The sequence below is a fragment of the Polaromonas hydrogenivorans genome (assembly GCF_040105105.1).
GTDB classification, from domain to species: domain Bacteria; phylum Pseudomonadota; class Gammaproteobacteria; order Burkholderiales; family Burkholderiaceae_C; genus Polaromonas; species Polaromonas hydrogenivorans.
The window spans coordinates 520,591-542,762 of sequence record NZ_CP157675.1 but is presented as its reverse complement, the minus strand read 5'-3'; the positions used below and the strand labels follow the sequence as shown (position 1 = coordinate 542,762).

Here is a 22,172-nt window from a genome sequence, read left to right as displayed (position 1 = left end):
ACTCAAAGCTGCCAGCCGCCCCCCAGCGCCTTGACCAGGTAGGCCGTGGCCTGCAGCTGCTGGCCGCGCAGCTGGCTGGACAGGCGCTGATTGGTCAGCACGTTCTGCTGGGCGGTGACCACGTCCAGGTAGGTCGAGAGGCCCCCGGCGTAGCGGTCCTGCGCGATGTCCAGCACCCGCTGGGCGCTGGCGCTGGCGGCCTGGGACTGGGCCTGGGCGCTGGCCAGGGCGTTGAGCGCCAGCAGGCCGTCCTCCACCTCCTGCAGCGCGCGCAGCACCACCTGGCGGTAGCTGGCTGCGGCCAGTTCCTGGCCGGCTCCAGCCTGCTCCTCTCTGGCGCGCAGGCGCCCGCCGTCGAACACGGCCTGCGTCAGGCTGCCGCCCAGCGCCCACAGCAGGCTGGGCGCGTCGATCAGGCTGGCGATGCTTTTCGCTTCCCAGCCGCCCGAGGCGCTCAGGCTCAGGCTGGGAAACCAGGCTGCTTTGGCCAGGCCGAGTTGGGCATTGGCCACGGCCACGGCGCGCTCGGCCGCGGCGATGTCGGGCCGGCGCTGCAGCACCTCGGACGGCAGGGCCACCGGCAGGCCGGGAACGCCTGCGGGTAAAGCAGCCACCGGCAGCGTGAACTGACTGGCCGGCGTACCGACCAGCGTGGCCAGCGCATGTTCCAGCTGCCCGCGCTGTTTGCGCAATAAAGTTAGCTGCGTGCGCGTGGCGTCGAGCTGGGCCTGCTGCTGCGCCCGGTCCAGGCCGGAGGCGGCGCCGCCCTCGTGGCGCGCTGCGAGTAAATCAGCGGCGCGGCTCTGGACTTGCAGGCCCTGCTCCACCACCGCGATTTCGGCATCGAGCGAGCGCAGCGTGAAATAAAACGCCGCCAGATCGGCGCTGAGCACCAGTTGCGCGTTCAGCTGGTCCGCTTGCGCCTGCTGCTCGAAAGCCAGCGCGGCCTGCTGCTCCTGGCGCTGGCGCCCGAACAGGTCCAGCTCGTAGCTGACGGCGGCGCTGAGCACGAAATCGTTCTGCACGGACGCGCTGGCCTGGGTGCCCGCCGTGGCTGCGGGCCGGTTGCCGGAGGTGCCGGTGCGCGTGCCGCGCAGGCCGGCATCGACGCGGGGCAGGCTGGCCGCCCCGGCGATGTCCACCAGGGTATGGGCCTGGCGCAGACGGGCGGCGGCCACCTGCAGGCTCGGGCTGGCCTGGCGGGCTTGCTGCTGCAGGGCGTCCAGGCCGGGGTCATTGAACAGGCGCCACCACGCGCCCTTGTCGAGGCCATCGCCCGGCTGGGCCAATCGCCAGGGCGCGGCGCCCTGCGCTGACGCCAGATCGGCGGGCGTCTGCCATGCGGGCGGCGCCTCGCCCAGCGCCACCGGCGGCGGCACGACGCTGCCGCAGGCCGCCAGAGCCAGTGCCGCCAGGCTTGTCAAACCCGCCAAAGACAGACGCAGGCGCCAGCGGCCTTGACGGCGCTGGCGCCCGCGGTGTCCTCTCCCCACTTCCCCCACTTCTCCTCCCACTTTCGCTTGCACTTGCTGGTGTCTCATGCCTTGCCACCCTTGGCGTCCTTGTCACCATCAGCCTTGGCCTCGGCAGGGCGCGAGGCGCCGCCTGCCGGTTTCGGCGCCGGCTTGTCCTCGGGCGCTTTCTGGGCCAGCACGCGCTCGCCCTCTTCCATCGTGTCGGGCGGGTTCAGGATGACGGCGTCCTTGGACGAAATGCCCGCAATCACCTCCACCGAGCGCCCCAGGTCCCGGCCCAGCTTGACCTGGCGCAGGCTGACCTTGCCGCCCTCGCCCACCACGGCTACCTGCGCGCCGTCCTGGCGGAACTGCAGAGTGCTGGGCGAGAGCAGCAAGGTCTTCGCCGCGCCGCTCAGCGGCAGGGCCACTTCCACATAGGCGCCGGGCAGAAAGTCGCCCCTCTGGTTGTCCATGCTGACCTCCACCTGAACCGAGCGCGTGGCCACGTCCACCCCGCCCGAAACCCTGGTGATCTGGCCCTTGCCTGGGGCGTTCGGGCGCTCCAGCAGCTTGATGCTGACCTCCTTGCCCACCGCCACATCGGCCGCATAGACCTGCGGAATCGCCACCGTCAGGCGCAGGACGTCGGTCTGCGCCAGGTAGAACAGCTCCTTGGTATTGGCGGCGCTGCCGGCGGCCACCAGCGCGCCTACCTCGACATTGCGCTTGATCACCACCCCGTCAAAAGGCGCGGTAATGCGGCCGAAGTCGTGCATCTGCCGCAGGCGCCGCACATTGGCCTGCGAGGCGGCCAGATCGGCCAGCGCCTGCTGCTGGGCGGCGCGCCGCTCATCGAGTTCCTGCTGCGACACCGCGTCGCGCTGGCGCAGCCCTTCCCAGCGCGCCAGGGACGACTGGGCCAGGGCCAGTCTGGCCTTGATCTGCTCCTGCGTGGCCTGCGCCTGGGCCAGATCCTGGTCCACCTCGGGCGTGTCGATCAGGGCCAGCACATCGCCCTTGCTGACCTTGTCGCCGATGTCCCTGGTCCAGGCCCGGACATAGCCGTTGGTGCGCGCATAGAGCGCCGCTTCGTTGCGCCCACGCAGCGTGGCCGGCAGGGCCACCGTGCGCAGGCCCTGCCCCGGCCGGGCCTGGGTGGTCAGCACCGATCTGAGGGCGCTGCGCCCGGTGCGGTCCTCCACGGATTTGGCGTGGGCCGCGTTGACATAGGTGCGCACGCCGGCGCCGCCCAGCAGCAGCGCCAGCACGCTCAGCCCGATCCAGCGCGCCCGGCGCAGCGGGCGGCCCGCTTCAGGATGGATGGGCTCATGATTCAGGGAAGGGGAAGAACTCATAAAAAGGAACTCGGTTCGGTAGATCAGGCCGGGACCGGCTCGACAGGGGTGGCGCCGGGCAGACGCACGCGGGCAGACAGGCGGCGATGCACGCCGGCAAAGACCAGCGGCACCAACACCAGCGTTGAAAGGGTGGCAAACAGCAGGCCGCCAATCACGGCGCGGCCCAGCGGGGCGTTCTGCTCGCCGCCTTCGCCCAGGCCAATGGCCATGGGCACCATGCCGATAATCATGGCCAGCGCCGTCATCAGCACCGGGCGCAGCCGGGTCGAGCCGGCTTCCAGCGCGGCGCTGAGCGCGGGAACGCCATCGGTCAGGCGCTGGCGGGCAAACGACACCACCAGGATGCTGTTGGCCGTGGCCACACCGACGGTCATGATGGCGCCGGTCAGGGCTGGCACCGACAGCGGCGTGCCGGTCAGGTAAAGCATCCAGGCAATGCCGGCCAGCGCGGCGGGCAGGCCCGAGACGATGATGAGCGCATCCAGCCAGGACTGGAAATTCACCACCAGCAGCAAATACACCAGCACGATGGCCAGCGCCAAGCCCCAGATCAGCGAGGAAAACGCGGTGCGCAGCGTCTCGATCTGGCCGCGCACAGTGATTTCGGAGCCGCGTGGCAGCTTTTCTCTTGCTTTGACAATCAGTTTTTCGATGTCGGCGTAGGTGCTGGCCAGATCCCGGCCATCGACGCTGGCGTAGAGGTCGATGACCGGCGCGATGTTGTAGTGCGACACATTGGCCTGCTGGCTGGCCGATTTGATCGACACCACATTGCCCAGCAACTGCGGTTCACGCGGCTGGCCATTGCTGCCCGGTGCATTGACCGGGATGGCGAGCATGGCGCCCAGGCTGTCGATGTCGTAGGGCGGCGCCTGCACCGCGACGTTATAGACGCTGCCGTTGGCCGGATTCATCCAGTAAGTCGGCGAAGTCTGAAAGCTCGAACTCAGCGAGACCATCACGTTCTGCGCCACATCGCGTGCCACCAGGCCGGTTTGCGCCAGGCGCGAGCGGTCCATGTCCAGCTGTAGCGCCCGGCGGTTGAAACGCTGGTACAGCACCGTATCGACCGCGCCGGGCACCTGGCGGATCTGGTTCAGCAGCGTGGCGGCCACCGCCAGATTTTCAGCCGTTTTAGTGCCCTGAATCTGGATGTCGATGGGCGCGCTCAGGCCAAAGTTCAGCGTCTGGCTGACCATGTCGGCGCTCTGGAAATAGAACTCGTTGCCTGGAAAATCGCGCGCCAGCGTCTCGCGCAGCGCGCGGATATGGCCTTGCGTGGGCTGGTGGTCCGGCGTCAAGGCCACCATGATTTCCACGTCGCTGCTGTCGATGGTGCCGTTGTTGTTATAGACCGTGTTGTAGGGCGTGTACGGGCCGCCGACGATATCGACGATGCTGGCCACTTCGCCCGCGCCCACCACCTCGCGGATGCGCCGTTCAATTTTGTCCACGAAAGGCGGCATCTCGTCCAGGCTGGTGCCCGCCGGGGCGCGCACATGCAGGCGAATCTGGCCGGCATCCACCGTGGGGAAAAAATCCCGGCCCAGCGCCGCGTACAGGCCGCACGAAAGCAGCGCAAAAGCCATAAAACCGCTGCCAAACAGCGCCTTGCGCTGCAGCAGGGCCGCCAGCACCACGGCGTAGCCATGGCGAAAATGCTCGAACCAGGCATCGAAAGCCAGGTGGATGCGCCGCAGCCGTCCGGGCTGGTGTTGCGCCTGGGTTCCATGGCGCACCTGGTGGCGCATCAAATACATCACCAGCGTCGGCACCAGCGTGCGCGACAAAATATAGGAAGCAGCCATCGCAAACACCACGGCCTGGGCCAGCGGCATGAACAGCTTGCCCGCCACGCCGGGCAGGAAAAACAGCGGCACGAAGGCGATGCAGATGCAGGCGGTGGCCACCAGCGCCGGGGTGGCGATTTCGGCTGCGCCGTCCAGAATCGCCTGGTGCGGCGTCTTGCCCAGGTGCAGATGGCGTTCGACGTTCTCGATCTCCACCGTGGCGTCGTCCACCAGAATGCCCACCGCCAGCGCCAGACCGCCCAGCGTCATGATGTTGATGCTCTGGCCGATCAGGTGCAGCGTGATCAGCGAGCACAGGATGGACAGCGGAATCGAGATGGCGATGATGGCCGTGCTGCGCCAGTTGCCCAGAAACAGCAGCAAGAGCGCGGCCGTCAGCGCGGCCGCAATCAAAGCCTCATGCACCACGGATTTGATGGCGGCCGAAACGAACACCGACTGGTCCGCCAGCGGCGTGACCGTGATGTCTTCGGGCAGCGCCAGCAGCGCCTTGGGCAGCTCGGCCTTGATGCTGTCGATGATGTCCAGCGTCGAGGCGCCGCCGTTTTTCAGCACCGTCATCAACAGGCCGCGCTCGCCGTCGCGGCGCACGATGTTGGTCTGCGCCTGGGCGCCGTCGCGCACCTGCGCCACGTCGCGCACATAGACGGTGGCGCCGTTGACCGTCGTGATCGGGATGTCGCCCAGCTCGGCGATGCTGGCCGGCGAGCCATTGAGGGCGATGGCGATTTCCTGCCCGCCAATCTTGGCCGTGCCCGAGGGAAGCATCAGGTTTTGCACCTGCAGCGCGTTGACCACGTCGATGGCGCTCAGGCCGCGCGAGGCCAGCGCCGGGCCGTTGATGTCGATGGAAATCTGGCGGAAGCGCCCGCCATAAGGCGCAGTCACCGCCGTGCCCGGAATCGTGATCAGCTTGGTGCGCAGCACGTTGAAGGCCTGTTCGTTCAACTCCTGCACGCTGCGCGCCGGGCTGCTGAAACCGAGCTGCAGGATGGGCAGATCGGTGGCACTGTACTTGATGATGGTGGGCGGCTGCGTGCCGGCCGGCAGCGAGCGCAGCGAAGCCTGGGTGCTGGCCACCACCTGGGCAATGGCCGAGGCCTGATCCACCTGCGGCTGGAAGAACACCTTGATGATGCCCACGCCGCCCAGCGTCTGGGACTCGGTGTGCTCCATGTCGCTGACCGAGTTGGCCAGGTTGCGCTCAATCGGCGTGATGATGCGGTTGGTCATCTCCTCGGCGCTCAGGCCGTTGTAGCTCATCAGGATGGCCACCACCGGGATGTTGATTTCCGGGAACACATCGACGGGCGTCTTGCGCAGCACAAAAGGCGTCGCCAGCAGGATGAGCAACGCCGCCACGATGAAGGTATAGGGGCGCCGCAGGGCAACTTGAACAATCCACATGCGAAAAACAGTCCGGACAGGCAATCAGTCAAAAAAAGGCGGGCAAGGCGGAGCGCCTTGCCCGTTGGGCATCGCTTACTTGGCAGCGAAGCAATAGAGCAGCCCGGCGCCGCCGGTGCTGATCAGGTTGGCCTGGCCGCAGCCCCGGCTCGGGTGCGCCGAGTTCCAGGACAGCGCGGTCGGCACGCGGCCGGTGCGGTCAAAGTGGCCGAGCTGCACCGCGCCGTCGGCCGCGCTGCTGGTGTAGTTTTTGCAGGTGTGGTCGGCGCTGTCATTGGCAAAAGCGCGGCCGTCCGGCTGGGAGCCGGTCAGGATGTCGTGCTCGTTGGGCGTGTCGCCGGAGCGCTTGACCGGCTCGCCTTTTTCGGTGAGGGCGGTGGACCAGTTCAGCGCATTGCCGATGCGGCCCTCCTCGACGGTGTCGCTGTGCAGGTGGCTCACGCTGCGCGCCACCAGGGCGCCCTTGACGTTGTACCAGGGGCCGGTGCCAATGCGCTCGCGCGCATTGACCGCCGGTTTGCCGGACTCGAGCTGGGTGCTCAGGTAGGCGCGCCAGGCCTTGTCACCGGCACCCGCGTCAGCGGCGAGCTTCTGGCAGTGGGCGTCGGCGCCGGCCAGGCCGCCAAGGTCGGCGCCGTTGCCAGCGCCCTTGCTGGTGACGAAAAAGGTGAAGGGACCGGCCGGGGCCGCACCAGCCGGCGCGGGCGTCTGGGCCTGGGCCAGGCCCGCCAGCAAGAGCAGGCCGGCCAGCAGGGCGCTGGCGGCGATACGGTGTGATTGGCTCATGGCCTCCTCAATCCTTCTTGCGGAAGTCGTCGTGGCAGGACTTGCAGGTGCCCTGCACTTTTGCCAACTGTGCCTTCACCACCGTCAGGTCGCCCAGCAGCGCCACGCGGGCCAGTTCATTGGCTTCCTTGTTGAAGTGGCCGGCAATCTCGCCCGCCTTCGGGTCGGTGAACAGCTCGGGCTTGACGTTGGTTTCCCTCCAGCCTTTGCCGGTTTCGGTGCCGGGGGCGTAGAGCGCGCCCAGGCCGGAATTGGCGATGGCCGCAATCGTGTTGGCGGCCTTGATCACGTCGTCCTTGTTGTACTGGCCGTCCACATTGGCCTTGATGCGGCCGGCGTTCCAGGCCAGCACCTGGTAAGCCGACTGGCGCCACTTGATCAGCTGCTCGGGCTTGGGCGCCTGCTGGGCCATGGCCGTGGCCGTCGCGGCCAGGGCGCCTATCGACAGCACGGCTGATGCGATGAGTTTGAGAGGTTTGTTCATCTGTTTTCCTTCATTTTGTCTTCGGGGGTTGGAGAGGCCCGGCGTCAATGCCAGGCAGGCGGGGATGGAGTTTTGAATCGAGGCGCTCAAGCGCGCAGTTGCTGGTTGAAGAAATCCACCGTGCGCTGCCAGGCCAGCCGGGCGGCAGCCTGGTCGTAGCGCGGCGTGGTGTCGTTGTTGAAACCATGCTGGGCGCCGGGATAGATGAAGGCCTGGTGGCGCACCTGGGATTTTTTCAGCGCCGCTTCGTAGCGCGGCCAGTTGGCATTGATGCGCTCGTCGTTCCCGGCGTAATGAATCAGGAGTGGCGCCTTGATGCGGGCGGCTTCCTCGTCGGACGGCTGGTTGCCATAGAACGGCACGGCCGCGCCGAGGTCGGGCAACTGCGTGGCGAGAAAGTTGGCCATGCCGCCGCCATAGCAAAAACCCACCGCACCGACTTTGGCGTTGCCCTGCGGCAAGGCTTTCAGATAGGCTGCGGCAGCCAGAAAATCGGCGCGCGTCTTGCCCTGGTCAAGCTTGGGAAACAGTTCGCGGGCTTTGTCCTCGTCGCCGGGGTAGCCGCCCAGCGGATACAGCGCATCCGGGGCAAAGGCGATGAAATCGTCCAGCGCCAGACGGCGGGCGATGTCCTCGATGTGCGGATTGAGCCCGCGGTTTTCATGCACCACCAGCACGGTGGGCAGCTTGCCCTTGGGCGCGGCGGGCTGCACCAGGTAGCCGCGCACGGTGCCGTAACCCTGCGGCGAGGGAATCTCGACATAGCGCGCCTGGATGCGCGGGTCATTCCCCGGCACCTGCTGGGCGCTGGCGAAATTCGGGCTCAACTCGGCCAGCACGGCTTCGGCGCCAATCGCTCCGACGGTGTATTTGGCCGCTGACTGCAGAAATCCCCGGCGGCTCAGGAAACCATGCACATAGCGGTCGAACAGCTGGAGCACCTCGGGGGCGAAATCATGGGCGGTCTTGCGTGTCATCTTTGCTCAACTCCTGGGTGGATTACTTGGCGCGCCCGGCATAACCGGCGGTCAGCACCGGCAGGCGGTAGGCCGCGCCGCGCCCCACCACATACAGGGTCTTCTTGCCGTCACCGGCAAAAGCCAGGTTCTGCGGTTTTTTCGGCAGGGCAATGCTGCCCAGCGCCTCGCCCTGGCTGCTGAACACCTCGATGCCCTTGTTGCTGGCCACATAGACGCGGCCCGCCTCATCGACAGCCAGGCCGTCGGCGCCGCTGGAGTTGCCGGTGTCGGTCTTCTGCCAGCCGTCTAATTTGGCGAAGTTGCGGCGCGGCCCCAGCGTGCCATCGGGCGAGATGTCATAGGCCAGCAGGTGCTCGCCCAGGGTGTTGGCCACATACAGCACTTTTTCGTCCGGGCTGAGCTGGATGCCGTTGGGGCGCTCGATGTCAGCCAGCAGGCGTTTGAGTTCACCCTTGGCCGAGATGCGGTAAACCGCCGGCTTGGCTGGCGCGGTCGCCTGCACGGGCGGCGCCGGCTGACCAGCCACAGGCGGATTCGCGCCGGAATCGGTGAAATAGACATTCCCCTTGCTGTCCACCACCAGGTCATTGGGACGGCCAAACGGCGCCCCCTCAAAGTTGTCGGCCAGCGTCCTGGCCTTGGGTAGCGGGAAGATGATGCCCACGCGGGCTTTCAGCACCTGCACCGCGTACAGGTCGCCGTTGGCGGTGAAGCCCAGCCCATTGGCGCCATTGCTGCCCTCGACGAAGGTCGAGGTCGAGCCATCGGGCGCGATGCGGGTCACGCGGTTGGCCGTGGTCTCGGTGAAGATCAGGCTGCCATCGGGCAAGGCCACCGGCCCCTCCGTGCCAGTGAAACCCTCCTTGATCAGCTCAATCGGGGTTCCCGCCGCCACCACGCCGGCAATGGCCGGTGTCACCGCCCCGGAGGGCGCCGGGCTCTGCGCCTGCGCCGCTGCCGAGGCGAAAGCCCCGGCCACGCTGGCGGCCAGCAGGGCGCGGCCAACGATGTTTTTTGTTGTCATAAGTTTTCCTGGGTTGGGGTGCAACTGGCTCAGAGCCTGGAGCCAGCCGTCCCGGCCTTCGCCAGCCCCTGGACCACTTCCAGCGCCTTTTCGACATTGGCCACCGGCGTCAGGCCGCCCACGGTCGCGGCGACCTTGCCGTCCGGCGTCACGATGAAGGTGGTGCGCTCCACTCGGGCATGGTCGATGTCGGCGCCGCGCGTGTCCTTGCGGCCCGCCGGGGTATCACTCACGTTCAGGTCAAAGGCCTTCGAGACCTTGCCGCCGGCGTCCGAGGCCACGGCGACCTTGCCGGCGCAATACTCGGGGTCTGCCGAGAAAGTATTGAGGCGCCCGATGCTGTCGAGCGAGACGCCGATGATGGAAGCGCCCGCTGCCGCGAACTTTTCCGCGTTCACGGCAAAACTGCGGGCCTGGATGTTGCAGCCGCCGGTGTAGGCCGAAGGGTAGAAATAGACCACGACCGGGCCTTTGCTGATGGCATCCTTCAGCGAGTAATTGAACTCCTTGCCGGCCAGGGACGCCTTCAGCCTGAAGTCCGGCGCCGCATCGCCTTCTTTCAGGGCGGCAGCCGCCGGCAGGGCCAGCAGTGCGGACATGAGCGCGGGCAGGGCCGCCTTGAAAATCCAGTGGTTCATGGTTGTTCTTCCAGTTCGTTCAAAAAGTGATTCAGATACCCGAGAGGTAATTCGCCAGGGCTTCGATTTCAGCCTCGGTCAGCGCCTTGGTGGCCTGGCTCATGACGCCGCCATCGCTGTTGCGCCGCTCGCCCGAACGCCAGTCGCGCAGTTGCTGGTCGAGGTAGCGCCATTCCTGCCCGCCTATCACCGGCGTCAGCGGGCTGACGGCCAGGCCCTTGCCTTTGACACCATGGCAGCTGCTGCAGGCCACGACGCCACGCGCAGGATCGCCGTTCTCGTACAGCGATTTCCCCAGCGCATGGCGCTCACCGTCCTGCGCATTCATGGCCGGCTGGCTGGCGAAATAGGCGGCGATGTCGCGCATGTCCTCGTCGGACACGCTGCGGGCCATGATCTGCATCTGGTCGTGCTTGCGCGCGCCGGAACGGAAGTCCCGGATCTGCTTGAGGATGTAATCCGGGTACTGACCCGCGAGCTTGGCGAACTTGCCTTCCGGCCCATTGGAATGGCCGGCGCCATGGCCGTCCACGCCATGACACTCCATGCAGCGCTCCGCGTCGGCCTTCTCGCGGCCCAGCACCGGATCGCCCTTGACGGGCAGCGACCTGGCCGGCGCCGCATCAGCCGCCCGCGCCTTGCCGGCAGGGGTTGCCGCCATCACAGAGGGCAGCAGGCAGGCCGACACCAGCAGGCTGTAAAACAGGGTTTTCACAAGCGGTCCTTGACTTCAGGACTTCTTGTAGAAGTTGTGGCAAGTCTTGCAGGCCCTGGAGATGTTTCCGGCCAGTTCCGCAGCGTGGTCAAACTGCTGGGAATCGACTGATTTGACAATCTCGCCGGCCCAGTCCTTGCTCTTCTTGGACAGGTCCACTGCGTCAGCCGCATCGCCCTTGGCCACGAAATGTGCCTCCACCTGCGTGAACATACGGTGCAGCTCGGCCGCCTCGGCCTTGCTGCGCTTGGCATCCTTCAGCGCAATGTTGGAAGCCAGGCTCAGGTTGGTGTCCTCGATGGTCTGCATCAGATCTGTATCCAGCTCGATGCCGGCGGCGCGCACCACCCCCGCCAGCAGCATCACCAGGCAGCCCATCACGATCAGCATCTTGCGCATAAAGCAAAAATTCCTTCCAGCGGGGCCTCACGCCCCGCTTCTTCAGCTATGTAAACGATCAGGCCAGCAGGTCCTTGACCACCTTGCCGTACACCACCGTCGGACGCTCGGAGCGGCCGTTGTTCAGGAAGGTGGTTTTCATGTGGTCCAGGCCCATCAGGTGCAGGATGGTGGCGTGCAGGTCGTAGGTGTCCATCGCCTTGTCCTTGTCGGCCGTCTGCAGGCCGATCTCGTCGGTCTCGCCGTAGGTGAACCCAGCCTTGAGGCCGCCGCCGGCCATCCACTGGGTGTAGCCCCAGGGGTTGTGGTCGCGCCCGCTGCCACTCTCGCCCCAGGAGGTGCGGCCAAATTCCGAGGCCCAGACCACCAGCGTGCTGTCGAGCAGACCGCGCGACTTCAGGTCGGCCAGCAGGCCGGCGATTGGCTTGTCCACCATCTTCGAGAGCAGCCCGTGGTTTTGCTCCAGCTCGTCGTGGGCGTCCCAGTTGCGGCGCTCCGAATCCAGGCTCTGCGGGACGGCCGAGACCACCTGGATGAAGCGCACGCCGTTTTCAACCAGCCGGCGCGCGCGCAGCAGCACCTCGCCGTAGCTTTGGCTGGTCTTGTCGTTCAGGCCGTACATCTCCTTGGTGGCGGCGCTTTCCTTGCTGATATCGACAGCGACGGGCGCGGCGGCCTGCATGCGGTCGGCCAGCTCGTAGGACTGGATGCGGGCGCGCAGCTCGCTGTCGGACGGGTAGCGATCGGCGCCCGCCGAGTTCAGGCGCTTGAGCAGATCGAGCGACTTGCGCTGCTGCTGGGCCGTGCGCAGCTCGGGACGGTCCAGGTACAGGATCGGGGAGTCGCCCGGACGGAAAGCCGTTCCCTGGTACACCGCCGGCAAAAAGCCCGAACTCCAGTTCACCGAGCCGGCCTGGGGCTCGCGGTCACCGTTGTACAGCACCACATAGGGCGGCAGATCCTTGTTCGCCGAACCCAGCGCATAAGTGATCCACGCGCCCAGGGACGGACGGCCGGGGTTCAAATCGCCGGTGTTGAGCTTGAGGATCGAGATGTCGTGCGTTGCGCCCACCGTCACGCTGGACTTGATGAAGGTCATGTTGTCGGCCTGCTTGGCCAGGTTGGGCAGCAGGTCCGAGAACCAGGCGCCGCTTTGGCCATGCTGCTTCCACTCGCGCTTGGACGCGTAGAGCTTGCCGACCCCCCCTTGGGTGCTGGTCTTGATGCCCTTGAGGAAGGAGGCCGGAACCTCCTTGCCGGCCAGCTTGATCAGTTCGGGCTTGTAGTCATACAGGTCCAGCGTGCTGGGCGCGCCGTCCTGGTGCAGCCAGATCACCGACTTAATCTTGCCCGGAAAATGCGGCCCCTTGAGTGCCAGGGGATCGACCAGATCGGCCGCATGGGCGGCAGAAAAGCTGCCCAGCCCTGGGATCACACCGCTCATGGCGGCGGCGCCACCGAGGTACACCCCGGATTTACGAATAAAGTCGCGGCGGGAATCGTTGCTCATGGGAATCTCCTTGTCGTTTGTCAGTAATGGTTGATGGTCAGAAGCGGTAGGCGAACTCGTTGGAATTGGCGACGGTGTGAACCAGATCGACAAACGCCGCAGACTTCACCGGGTCGAATTTCGTGGTGTCCTTCAGGCCGGAGGGCACGGCAACCTCGAACTTGCCGTTGGCCGCCTTGTGCTGGACCACGATCTTTTGCTCGGCCAGGAAAGACTTGAGCGCGAGGCGCTCGGTCTGGTTGGGCTCGCGTGAGTACAGGATCTGGTAGAGCCGGTTGATCTGCGCCGTCTCGTCGCCGCCCGCCTCGTTGATCACGCGTCCGGCCAGGGCCTGGGACCAGTCGAACACCACCTCGCTGTTGAACAGCGTCAACGCCTGCAACGCCGTGGTCGTCACATCGCGCTTGTGGTGCGGCTGGTTCGGGTTGGCCGGGTCGAAGTTCTGCGTGATCGGGTAGCTGAAGCTGCGGCGCGTGAAGATGTACAGGCTGCGGCGGTTCCAGTCTTCCTTGTCGGTCGAAACAGCCCAGACGCGGTTGCCCTGGAAATCCTCCGCCTTGCCCACCACGTCGCCGGTCTTGACCACCGGCGGGAACACGGAAGGGCCACCGACCTTGTCGCTCAGCAGGCCCGAGGCGTACAGCAGCGAGTCGCGGATCACCTCGGCCTCCAGGCGCTTGCGCGGATAGAAGGCCAGCAGCTTGTTTTCCGGATCGGTCTTGACCACGTCCAGGCGCTCGTCGGACGACTGGCGATAGACGCTGGACAGCAGGATTTCGCGGTGCAGCTTCTTGACGCTCCAGCCGTTTTTCACGAAGTTGGTGGCCAGGTAGTCGAGCAGCTCGGGGTTCGTCGGCTTGGTGCCAGCGCGGCCGAAGTCCTGCACCGTGGAGATGATGCCCTTGTCGAAATACTGCGCCCAGACCCGATTGGCATAAACGCGCGCCGTCAGCGGGTTGCTGTCGCTGCTCAGCCAGTTGGCCAGCGCCGTGCGCCTGCCCGATGAGCTTGCTGTCGGCGTGATGGCTGCTTCTCCCTTGCCGCCCCACAGCGCGGGAATGGCCGGCTGCACGGCTTCGAGCGGGCGCTCGTGGATGCCGCCGAAGCGCACATGGGTGGGCGGCACTTCTTTGGTCAGTTCCAGCGCGGCGGTGAACTGGCTCGACCCCTTGGCCGGCTTGATCTTGTCGAACTGCTTGAGTTCTTCGCGCAGGGCCTTGAAGGTCTTCCACTTCTCTGCGTTTTCGGGGTTGTAGTAAACAACGCTCGGTTTCGTGCCACTGTCTTCCAGATAGCTTGCGATTTCATTGTCGGTCGCCACGGCCTGCTTGCGCCAGTTGACCCAGCGGTCCAGCGGCGTCCACTGCGCCTCGGGCTTGAAGATCGCCTCGCGGCTGTCGGTCAGGTAACGCTCGTTGTAGTACTTGCGTCCGGCCTCGCGCACGGTGTCGAGAATGGCCTTTTGCTTGGCGCGTATGTCCTTGGTAGCCTCCTGGTAAGCCGCCTGCTGCTGCTCGTAGGCCTTGTCCCATTCGGTTTCAGTGCCCTTGGCCAGCGGCGTCTGCTCGTTGAAAGCGGTGTTGGCCAGGAAGGCCTGCAGCTGGAAGTACTCCTTCTGGCTGACCTTGTCGGACTTGTGGTTGTGGCAGCGCGCGCAACCGACGGTGGCGGCCAGGAAGGTCTCGCCCACCAGGTCGGTCATGTCGGTCTCGATCTGGTACTTGCGCTGCACCAGGTCGCGCGAGTTGCGGTTGTCGGGGTAGCCGGCCAGGAAGCCGGTGGCAATCCTGGCGTCCTGGCTTTCTGGCCAGAGTTCGTCGCCGGCCACCTGCTCCTGGATGAAGCGGCTGAATGGCCGGTCCTGGTTGAAGGCCTTGATCACATAGTCGCGGTAGCGCCAGTTGTTCGGACGGGTGTTGTCGTTCTGAAAACCCGTGCTGTCGGCGTAGCGCGCCAGATCGAGCCAGCGCCGCGCTTGCCGCTCGCCATAGTGCGGCGAGGCCAGCAGGCGGTCGGCCAGCTTTTCATAGGCCGTGGGCGACTTGTCGGCCACGAAGGTTTTGACCTCCTCGGGCGTTGGCAAGAGTCCCCAGGCGTCCAGCGTGGCGCGCCGGATGAAGGTGGCCCGGTCAGCCTCCTTCGAGGGCTTGAGGCCCTTGGCTTCGAGCTGGGACAGCACGAAAGCGTCGATGGGCGTGCGCACCCAGGCCTTTTGCCTGACCTCGGGCGCCTGCGGCGCCTGCACCGGCTGATAGGCCGACCAGGCCTTGGGCGCTGCTCCTTGCGCGGACTTGGCCGCGTCAACGACCGCCTGGGTCTGCGCCAGCACTGCAGGCCCAGCCAGAACGCCGAGCATGACTGACAGATATATCGCCTTGTTCTTCATTACCGTGTACCCCCAAAAACATAAATCGATTTACGCATTTACTTACTCCATTTGCGAGCACAAGTTCATGCACTTTTCAAATACAACCACTCATCCGCAACACACGCAAAAAAAGCATGCGGGCAGACGAAAGATGGCAAAACCAGAAACCCAAGATGCAACCATCATGCCAACCAACAAATTCTCTTTTAAAAATAAATACATCCCATAAGTCATTGTTTTATATACATATTTTTTTATTTCATTTGAATATTCAATATTCAACTAAAACAACACAAAGCATCCATGGCGCGGCATGACTGAATATCAACAGGCCAAGAGTTTAAATCTCAACAGTGCAGTTAAATAATCAGCATAAATAGGCAAAAACCCATCGAAAAAGCATGGCACAAATCCTGCTAAACCTTGCCGGTAAATCATTTTTTCAGCCACCAAACAAGGGTTATTCAAGGTGCCATCTTTTAAAACAACAGCGCTGGCCACTGCCGTGCTGCTCGCTTTGTCGAGTGGTGCGGTGCAGGCGCAGCCAAATAACGAGATCAAGGCGCTCAAAAGCGTCGTCAACGAGTTGCAAAAACAGCTTCAGGAACTCAAAAAAAGCAACTCGGGTGCGAGCACGTCCTCGCTGGAACAAGCTCGGCTCCAGGAGTTGGCCAAGCAGGTGAGCGAGCTGCGCGCCCAGCTGGCGAAACAGCAAGCGGCCGCGCAGGCCACGCAAGCGGCGGCATCCTCGGCTGAGGGGGAAAGCCAGGAATCCATAGATGCCCGGACGGCGGCGACCAAGGCCGACATCCAGGGCATGCGCACCGACCTGGAAAACTACAAGTACGACCAGTCCCGCCTGCTGGAGCGCAACGTCCCCAGCGTGACGCGCAACACCAAGATCGGCGGCTCCGTCACGGTCCGCTACGACATCCAGAATCCGGCGGCGCAGCCGTCAGCCTCATCCAGCGGCAACGGCCCGACCGATCCGCGCAACCGGGGTTTCAATGCTTCGGCGGTCGGCCTGAACTTTGCCGGCAACCTCTACCGCGACTACGCCGAGGGCCGCAACCTCACCTACCGCCTGGCCCTGACCAGCCAGAACACGGCCAGCAGCTCATCGACCGGCGTCAACCTGACCGATGCCTATCTGCGCTACAGCTTCCAGCCGGCATCGGGCAACCCGGAAGATTCGCTGGGCACCATCACCCTGGGCCAGCAGACCGTTCCCTTCGGGCTGGATGCGCAGGCTCTGGACCCTGAAGTCAAGGCCGTCATCGACAACGCGGGTTTTGTCGCCGGCCTGGGCCTGAACACGCGCCAGACGGGCCTGGTGGTTTCCGGCGATTACGACCCCTATGTCGATTTCACCAACAACTACCGCGCGCCCTTGCTGACCTATTCGCTGGGCGTGTTCAATGGCAATGGCGCCAACAAGGCCGACAACAACAACTACCTCGACACCATCGGCCGCCTGGTCTATACGCTGCCGGTGGACTACAGCAGCTGGCTGCGCCAGTTGCAGATTGGCGGTTCCTACTACCGGGGCTACACCTCGCTCGGCCCCGCCAGCACCACAGCCACCACCGTAGCCACCAGGAAAGGCCATTACGACCGCTATGGCGTAGATGTCAACTGGACCCATCTGCCCTACTCGGTGGCCTATGAACGGGCTTACGGCAAACAGGAGTTGCTGACGGCCAGCCCCGCCAGCCCCGACAGCTACCAGCGCAGCATGGGCCAGTACATCAACTTTGGCTATACCTGGGGCGAGCAGTTCCTCGCCAGCTCCAAGCAGCAAGGCAAATTCGACGATTACTGGCCCAAGTCCTTCCAGACCTTCATCCGGTTTGACGACTGGAACCCCAACCGCAGCGGCTTGGTCGTCAATGACAAGGTGTTCGTCGCCACGCTGGGCCTGAATGTGTTCTTTGCCGAAACCACCAAGTTCCAGATCAACTACAAGCACATCCGCAACCAGCTCGGCGGCGCTGCGCCGACGGCGGACAAGCCGGCTTCGGTCAACGCCATCCAGGCCCTGCTGAACGCCACTTTCTAACCCCTATACCGACTCCGGAGTACACCCATGAAACGTCGTTCATTCAATTCGGCCCTGCTTGCAGGGCTGGGCGCCCCCGCCCTCATCGGCCTGAGCGGCCAGGCCCGCGCGGCCGGCAAACCCACCACCATCCGCATCGGTTTTCCCGGTGCCGGCACCGGCGGTCGTCCCCTGCCCAGCTCGGGCTTTCCCGCCAACGCCGTCTTTCGCGGCGAGATCGAACAGGAATTCGCCGCGGAGGGCATCAAGATCGAGTGGAAATACTTCGTCGGTGCCGGCCCGGCCCTCAATGAGTCCTATGCCAACGGCCTGCTGGACTTCTGCTTCGGCCACGGCGACCTGCCGCTGATCGTGGGCCGCTCGACCGGCCTGAAGCACAAGATCCTGCTGTCATCGGGCCGGGGCGGCGACGTGTACGTGGTGACACCGGCATCGTCCCCCGCCAAGTCGGTCGCTGACCTCAAGGGCAAGACGCTGTCGGTGCAAAAAGGCACGGCAGGCCAGCTGACGCTGTACCGCGTGCTGGCCAAGTACGGCTTCAACGATCCGGAAAAAGAGTTCCGCATCATCAGCCAGATCCGCGACGACCGCGTGGCCTCTCTGGCCACGGGCGACATTGCCGGCGCCATCGAATCCCCGTTCGGCCTGGAGGCGCGCGGCGTGGCCAAGCGCGTGGCCGAAATCTTCGACGACCCGGCCATCAACGCGCCCGGCTCGGTCTGGGTGGGCGAGGCCTTTGAGCAGCAGTACCCGGACATCGTGCAGCGCATCGTGACCCGCTTGGTGAAGGTGGCGCACTGGAGTACCCAGGAAGCCAACCGCGAGACGCAGTACCAGCTGTGGACACGCTCGGGCACCAGCACCTACATCGACAACAAAAACAGCTGGGACCGCGTCAAGGATCTGCGCAGGCGCATCAACCCACTGCTGGACGACTACTACCTGGCGGCAATCAACAAGTCCATCGAGGAAACCAAGAAGTACAAGCTGACCCGCAGGCCGGTCAGCCTGGACGGCTGGATCGAACCCAAGTACCTCAACAACGCCCTGCGCGAGCTGAAGCTGGAGAACTACTGGCCCACGCAGGACGCGGCGGGCAAGTTCATCGCGGCCTGAAGAGCCAAGCCCCCAAGCGAATCGGCCATCGGCGCCCAGCCGGTGGCCATCTGAGAAACTACTGGAGTCAGTGCCATGAGCGCATCCACCGCCGATATCAACGTCTTTCCTGCTTCCTTTGCGCGAGCCGAGCCGGCCCGCTGGCATCGGCATGCGCTGGGTGCCGCCAAGGCCGGCCTGAAGGCAGTGCACACGCTGCTGCTCGGCCTGATCCTGCCTGCCCTGCTGTTTGCGCTGTGGTGGATCGCCACCGAGCGCCACTGGGTGGCCGAGCAGATATTGCCGCCGCCGGCCTTTGTCTGGGAATCGCTGAAAGATGTGCTGGCATCGGGCGAGTTACTGGACCACGTCAAGTTCAGCGCCGCGCGCGTTGCCTGGAGCCTGCTGATCGGCGGCTCGGCGGGTTTGATTCTGGGCTTTGGCATGGGCCTGTCGCGCACTTTCAAGGCTTACGTTTTTCCCACCTTCGATGTGCTGGCCCAGTTGCCCGTTCTGGGCTGGATTCCGCTGCTGATCATCTTTGTCGGCATCGAGGAAGCCCTGAAAGTGACGGCCGTGTCCATCGCGGTGGTCGTTCCGGTGGCATTGAGCACGCTCAGCGGCATTGCCAACATTCCGCAGGCCCTGCTCGAAGTCGGGCGGGTTTACCAGTTCAGCGCTTTGCAGATCATCCACCGCATCGTGCTGCCCGCCGCCGCGCCCAGCCTGTTCACGGGTCTGCGCCAGGGCGTGATGCAGGCCTGGATTTCCGTCATCTTTGTCGAGCTGCTGTCGTCCAGCGAAGGGCTGGGCTTTTTCATGGCCTACAGCCGCTCGCTCAGCCAGATCGACATGGTGATCGTGGCCATGCTGGCCATCGGCGTGGTCGGCATCGTCATCGAGCTGGGCCTGCGCCTGATCGAGTCGCGCCTGCAAGGCTGGCGCCGTTCGGCTTTTTGACTGCAGGGAAACGCCATGTCCGACACCGCATCCGCATCCATCTCATCAGCCGACACCGCATCGGCCACATCAGACAGTAAAACCGCCTTCGACTGGCGTGGGCTGGTGTTGCCCATCGCCTTCGTGATCGTCTGGTACGCCGTCACCGCGCTGAATCTGGTCAACACCAAACTGATCGTGCCGCCAGCCGGCGTCGTGGCCCAGGGCCTGAAAGAGCTGGCCAATGGCAGTTTTTACCTCGGCATCGGCCTGAGCCTGTGGCGCGACCTGTCCGGCTTCACGCTGGGCGCGCTCGCTGGCATCGCCGTGGGCGCGCTGATCGGCGTCTCGCACCTGGCCGACAAGGTCATTGGCCCGACGTTTCACACCGCGCGCCAGATCTCGCTGTTTGCCTGGCTGCCGCTGCTGTCGGCGCTGGTGGGCACGGGTGAGCTGTCCAAGATCATCTTCATCAGTTTTTCGGCTTTTTACCCGGTGGTGCTGGGCACGCTCGAAGGCGTGCGCGGCGTGAGCCGGGCGCATGCCGAAGTCGCCCGCGTCTATGGCTTCACCCCGGCGCAGGTGTTCTTCAGGCTGATCCTGCCGGCCGCCTCGCCGCAAATCCTGGCCGGGCTGCGCCTGGGCCTGATCTACGCCTGGCTGGCCACCATAGGCGCGGAGTACCTGCTGGTCAACGACGGACAGGGCATCGGCAACATCGTCTTCAAGGGCCGCATGGCCTTCAACGTGGAATTGATCATCTTTGGCCTGCTGGCCATCGGCCTGGTCGGCAACGTCTTTAACCGCATTGCGGCCGCAGGTGAAAACCGCCTGCTGCGCTGGCGCGCCCCGGCGCGCTGACTTCCCAAACACCATTGCTGTCACACCCTGTTCACCTCTTTTGAAAGAAGCCCCGCCATGCCCCAAGCCGGCACCATCGAGATCAAGAACCTCAACAAGTATTACGAAGTCAAGGGCAAGCCGCTCAAGGTTCTGGAAAACATTTCCCTGTCCATCCGGCCCGGCGAATTCATCAGCATCGTCGGCTCCAGCGGCTGCGGCAAATCCACGCTGCTGCGCCTGCTGATCGGGCTGGAGAGCGGCTACGCAGGCCAGATACTGCTGGACGGCAAACCCATCAACGGCACCAGCCTGGACCGGGGCATCGTGTTCCAGGAGCACCGGCTCTTTCCCTGGCTCACGGCCGAACAGAACATCAGCCTGGGCCTGCTCAACGCGCCCGGCACACAGGCGGCCAAGAACAAGAGCGTGCAGGAACACATCAATCTGGTTGGCCTGAAGGGCTTCGAGAAAGCCTACCCCTACCAGTTATCCGGCGGCATGTCGCAACGCGTGGCGATTGCCCGCGCGCTGGTCAATCGCCCGGAAGTATTGCTGCTCGACGAGCCTTTCGGCGCCCTGGATGCCCTGACCCGCTCGCACCTGCAGCAGGAGTTGCAGCGCATCTGGCAGGCTGAAGGCATCACCGCCATCCTGGTGACGCACGATGTCGAGGAGGCCGTCTTCCTGGGGGATCGCATCGTGGTGATGCAGCCCCGCCCAGGCCGCATCAAGCGCATCGTCGATGTGCCGCTGGGGCGCACGCGCGACCGTGGCAGCTACGACTTCGCCGCCATCAAGGACGACGTTCTGAGCGAGTTCAGCCACGAGCCGCACGTCGAAGACCCTGCCACGGCCCTGGCGCTCGCAGCCTGATTGATTCGCCCATTTTTTCTCACCAACCCACCTTCAACCTCAACCATTCCTTCTTCTGAAGATAAGCGCCCATGACTCCTTCTTTCAAGACTTCCCGATTCAAGGCATCCAAAACGCGCACTGCCGCCTGGGTGTTCGCTGCCGTGGCAGCCGTCCCGCTGTTCGCACTGGCCCAATCGGCCAATCCTCCTCCTCCGGCCCCGGTGTCAGCCGCTGAAGCGGCCAAACTCTTCAGCTTCTTTATCACCAGCCAAGGCGCCGGCAAGGGCGCCGACCTCGGTGGTCTGGCGGGAGCCGACGCCCATTGCCAGAAGCTGGCCAGCGCCGTTGGCGCGGGCAACAAGACCTGGCATGCCTACCTGAGCACCCAGGCCGGCGGTGGTCAGACTGCGGTCAATGCGCGCGACCGGATTGGCCAGGGCCCTTGGTACAACACCCGTGGCGCGGTGGTGGCCAAGGATCTGGCCCATCTTCATGGCGACACCCTGGAGACGGCGCGCCTGGGCAACAACCTGAGCTGGGCCACGGCCTTTTCCGAAAAGAATGAGCCCGTCAAGCGCGCGGGCGACAAGCCCAACGAGCACGACATCCTGACCGGCTCGCAGCCCGACGGGCGCGCCTACACCGACGACGCGGACCACACCTGCAAAAACTACACCAGCAGCGCGCCGGATGGCTCCGCGCAATTGGGCCACTTCGACCGCACCGGCGGCGGCAACACTTCCTGGAATTCGACGCACCGCAGCCGGGGTTGTGGACAGGACAACCTGGTGAGCACCGGCGGCGCGGGCCTGCTTTACTGCTTTGCCGTGAATTGAGAAAAAGGCAGCCTGTCAGGCCTGGCGACCGCAAGGTGCCGGGCCTTTTTTAGTGTTGCGGCGCGAATTTTTTAGTAACTGCTCAGGGGTTCTGGTCTTGCGTGGGTTGTTGCTTTTCATCGGCGGTTGCTTGCTTGGTTGCTTGGTTGCTGGGTTGCTGGGTTGGCTCTTCGTGGTTGGGCTGGCCGGGGGTTGCCCGGCGGCAACTCACTTTTCTTTGCTTCGCCAAAGAAAAGTAAGCAAAAGAAAGGCGACCCGCAGTCCGGGTCCCTACGCTTCGCTTCGGGCAACCTGCGCTGCGCCAGAAAAGCGGGGGTCCGCGCAAACTCGCTGCGCTCAAACAGCGCGCGGCCCTGATCCCGCTTTTCTGGCGCAGCACAGGCCCGGCCAGGACGGGTTTGGATCGGATTCGGATTCGGATTCGGAATCGGGGAGCAGAGCGCGCATGGCGCGTTCTGCGTATTCGGCTGTTGGGCTGTTTGTATTGGTATTGGTTTTTTTCCCCGACCCCACCCCTTCTGTCAGCGCTGAGGAGCGGAAGGCCAGACGGATCAGGGCTCGTGCTTGTTTGAGGCGATAGCCGAGTTTGCACGAGACCCCGGCTGGAC

General features: G+C 64.7%; 19 protein-coding genes. 6 read left to right on the top strand and 13 right to left on the bottom strand.

The window, feature by feature from the left end; genetic code table 11:
• Positions 1 to 2 precede the first annotated feature (2 nt).
• The 13 genes from ABLV49_RS02695 to ABLV49_RS02635 form a co-directional block, all read right to left on the bottom strand.
• Positions 3 to 1,493, bottom strand: a complete 1,491-nt coding sequence (locus ABLV49_RS02695; protein ID WP_349280077.1) for an efflux transporter outer membrane subunit — start codon at positions 1,491 to 1,493, stop codon at positions 3 to 5.
• Positions 1,494 to 1,537: 44 nt separating this feature from the next.
• A complete protein-coding gene (locus tag ABLV49_RS02690; protein WP_349280076.1) occupies positions 1,538 to 2,812 on the bottom strand; it encodes an efflux RND transporter periplasmic adaptor subunit in 1,275 nt (424 codons plus the stop codon).
• Between the two features lie 23 nt (positions 2,813 to 2,835).
• Complete coding sequence (locus tag ABLV49_RS02685) at positions 2,836 to 6,033, bottom strand: efflux RND transporter permease subunit (RefSeq protein WP_349280075.1); 3,198 nt, start codon at positions 6,031 to 6,033, stop codon at positions 2,836 to 2,838.
• A 75-nt stretch (positions 6,034 to 6,108) separates the two neighbouring features.
• Complete coding sequence (locus tag ABLV49_RS02680; RefSeq protein WP_349280074.1) at positions 6,109 to 6,819, bottom strand: lectin; 711 nt, start codon at positions 6,817 to 6,819, stop codon at positions 6,109 to 6,111.
• A gap of 7 nt (positions 6,820 to 6,826) precedes the next feature.
• Complete coding sequence (locus ABLV49_RS02675; RefSeq protein ID WP_349280073.1) at positions 6,827 to 7,303, bottom strand: c-type cytochrome; 477 nt, start codon at positions 7,301 to 7,303, stop codon at positions 6,827 to 6,829.
• 86 nt (positions 7,304 to 7,389) lie between these two features.
• Positions 7,390 to 8,280: a dienelactone hydrolase family protein gene (locus ABLV49_RS02670; RefSeq protein ID WP_349280072.1), complete on the bottom strand. Its 891-nt coding sequence runs from the start codon at positions 8,278 to 8,280 to the stop codon at positions 7,390 to 7,392.
• Positions 8,281 to 8,302: 22 nt separating this feature from the next.
• Positions 8,303 to 9,307: an SMP-30/gluconolactonase/LRE family protein gene (locus ABLV49_RS02665; protein ID WP_349280071.1), complete on the bottom strand. Its 1,005-nt coding sequence runs from the start codon at positions 9,305 to 9,307 to the stop codon at positions 8,303 to 8,305.
• A 29-nt stretch (positions 9,308 to 9,336) separates the two neighbouring features.
• Complete coding sequence (locus tag ABLV49_RS02660) at positions 9,337 to 9,945, bottom strand: peroxiredoxin (protein ID WP_349280070.1); 609 nt, start codon at positions 9,943 to 9,945, stop codon at positions 9,337 to 9,339.
• A 31-nt stretch (positions 9,946 to 9,976) separates the two neighbouring features.
• On the bottom strand, positions 9,977 to 10,660 hold the full coding sequence (locus tag ABLV49_RS02655; protein WP_349280069.1) for a c-type cytochrome: 684 nt from the start codon (positions 10,658 to 10,660) through the stop codon (positions 9,977 to 9,979).
• Between the two features lie 15 nt (positions 10,661 to 10,675).
• Positions 10,676 to 11,059 carry a hypothetical protein gene (locus tag ABLV49_RS02650; RefSeq protein WP_349280068.1) on the bottom strand — a complete coding sequence of 128 codons (384 nt, stop codon included), beginning with the start codon at positions 11,057 to 11,059 and terminating at the stop codon, positions 10,676 to 10,678.
• Between the two features lie 58 nt (positions 11,060 to 11,117).
• Complete coding sequence (locus ABLV49_RS02645; protein WP_349280067.1) at positions 11,118 to 12,569, bottom strand: DUF1501 domain-containing protein; 1,452 nt, start codon at positions 12,567 to 12,569, stop codon at positions 11,118 to 11,120.
• A 37-nt stretch (positions 12,570 to 12,606) separates the two neighbouring features.
• Complete coding sequence (locus ABLV49_RS02640) at positions 12,607 to 14,925, bottom strand: DUF1549 and DUF1553 domain-containing protein (protein ID WP_349280066.1); 2,319 nt, start codon at positions 14,923 to 14,925, stop codon at positions 12,607 to 12,609.
• Positions 14,926 to 15,261: 336 nt separating this feature from the next.
• The gene (locus tag ABLV49_RS02635) at positions 15,262 to 15,438 is read right to left on the bottom strand and encodes a hypothetical protein (protein WP_349280065.1); all 177 of its coding nucleotides are present in this window, start codon (positions 15,436 to 15,438) and stop codon (positions 15,262 to 15,264) included.
• 4 nt (positions 15,439 to 15,442) lie between these two features.
• On the opposite strand from ABLV49_RS02635, the gene ABLV49_RS02630 reads away from it, so the two are divergent.
• From ABLV49_RS02630 to ABLV49_RS02605, 6 genes are all read left to right on the top strand, one after another.
• A complete protein-coding gene (locus tag ABLV49_RS02630; RefSeq protein WP_349280064.1) occupies positions 15,443 to 16,996 on the top strand; it encodes a hypothetical protein in 1,554 nt (517 codons plus the stop codon).
• A gap of 27 nt (positions 16,997 to 17,023) precedes the next feature.
• Positions 17,024 to 18,112 (top strand): ABC transporter substrate-binding protein, encoded by a 1,089-nt coding sequence (locus ABLV49_RS02625; RefSeq protein ID WP_349280063.1) that lies wholly within the window; start codon positions 17,024 to 17,026, stop codon positions 18,110 to 18,112.
• 75 nt (positions 18,113 to 18,187) lie between these two features.
• On the top strand, positions 18,188 to 19,051 hold the full coding sequence (locus ABLV49_RS02620; RefSeq protein WP_349280062.1) for an ABC transporter permease: 864 nt from the start codon (positions 18,188 to 18,190) through the stop codon (positions 19,049 to 19,051).
• Between the two features lie 15 nt (positions 19,052 to 19,066).
• Positions 19,067 to 19,891 carry an ABC transporter permease gene (locus ABLV49_RS02615; protein ID WP_349280061.1) on the top strand — a complete coding sequence of 275 codons (825 nt, stop codon included), beginning with the start codon at positions 19,067 to 19,069 and terminating at the stop codon, positions 19,889 to 19,891.
• 57 nt (positions 19,892 to 19,948) lie between these two features.
• Positions 19,949 to 20,746 carry an ABC transporter ATP-binding protein gene (locus ABLV49_RS02610; protein ID WP_349280060.1) on the top strand — a complete coding sequence of 266 codons (798 nt, stop codon included), beginning with the start codon at positions 19,949 to 19,951 and terminating at the stop codon, positions 20,744 to 20,746.
• A 71-nt stretch (positions 20,747 to 20,817) separates the two neighbouring features.
• A complete protein-coding gene (locus ABLV49_RS02605) occupies positions 20,818 to 21,564 on the top strand; it encodes a lectin (protein ID WP_349280059.1) in 747 nt (248 codons plus the stop codon).
• Positions 21,565 to 22,172: the final 608 nt, after the last annotated feature.

What these genes read in the sequence shown, in the direction of transcription:
- ABLV49_RS02610 (WP_349280060.1), top strand. Translation starts at nt 19,949, where the DNA reads ATGCCCCAAGCCGGCACCATCGAGATCAAGAACCTCAACAAGTATTAC.
- ABLV49_RS02640 (WP_349280066.1), bottom strand. Translation starts at nt 14,925, where the DNA reads ATGCTCGGCGTTCTGGCTGGGCCTGCAGTGCTGGCGCAGACCCAGGCG.
- ABLV49_RS02645 (WP_349280067.1), bottom strand. Translation starts at nt 12,569, where the DNA reads ATGAGCAACGATTCCCGCCGCGACTTTATTCGTAAATCCGGGGTGTAC.
- ABLV49_RS02660 (WP_349280070.1), bottom strand. Translation starts at nt 9,945, where the DNA reads ATGAACCACTGGATTTTCAAGGCGGCCCTGCCCGCGCTCATGTCCGCA.
- ABLV49_RS02690 (WP_349280076.1), bottom strand. Translation starts at nt 2,812, where the DNA reads ATGAGTTCTTCCCCTTCCCTGAATCATGAGCCCATCCATCCTGAAGCG.
- ABLV49_RS02620 (WP_349280062.1), top strand. Translation starts at nt 18,188, where the DNA reads ATGAGCGCATCCACCGCCGATATCAACGTCTTTCCTGCTTCCTTTGCG.
- ABLV49_RS02670 (WP_349280072.1), bottom strand. Translation starts at nt 8,280, where the DNA reads ATGACACGCAAGACCGCCCATGATTTCGCCCCCGAGGTGCTCCAGCTG.
- ABLV49_RS02615 (WP_349280061.1), top strand. Translation starts at nt 19,067, where the DNA reads ATGTCCGACACCGCATCCGCATCCATCTCATCAGCCGACACCGCATCG.
- ABLV49_RS02665 (WP_349280071.1), bottom strand. Translation starts at nt 9,307, where the DNA reads ATGACAACAAAAAACATCGTTGGCCGCGCCCTGCTGGCCGCCAGCGTG.
- ABLV49_RS02680 (WP_349280074.1), bottom strand. Translation starts at nt 6,819, where the DNA reads ATGAGCCAATCACACCGTATCGCCGCCAGCGCCCTGCTGGCCGGCCTG.
- ABLV49_RS02625 (WP_349280063.1), top strand. Translation starts at nt 17,024, where the DNA reads ATGAAACGTCGTTCATTCAATTCGGCCCTGCTTGCAGGGCTGGGCGCC.
- ABLV49_RS02605 (WP_349280059.1), top strand. Translation starts at nt 20,818, where the DNA reads ATGACTCCTTCTTTCAAGACTTCCCGATTCAAGGCATCCAAAACGCGC.
- ABLV49_RS02675 (WP_349280073.1), bottom strand. Translation starts at nt 7,303, where the DNA reads ATGAACAAACCTCTCAAACTCATCGCATCAGCCGTGCTGTCGATAGGC.
- ABLV49_RS02685 (WP_349280075.1), bottom strand. Translation starts at nt 6,033, where the DNA reads ATGTGGATTGTTCAAGTTGCCCTGCGGCGCCCCTATACCTTCATCGTG.
- ABLV49_RS02650 (WP_349280068.1), bottom strand. Translation starts at nt 11,059, where the DNA reads ATGCGCAAGATGCTGATCGTGATGGGCTGCCTGGTGATGCTGCTGGCG.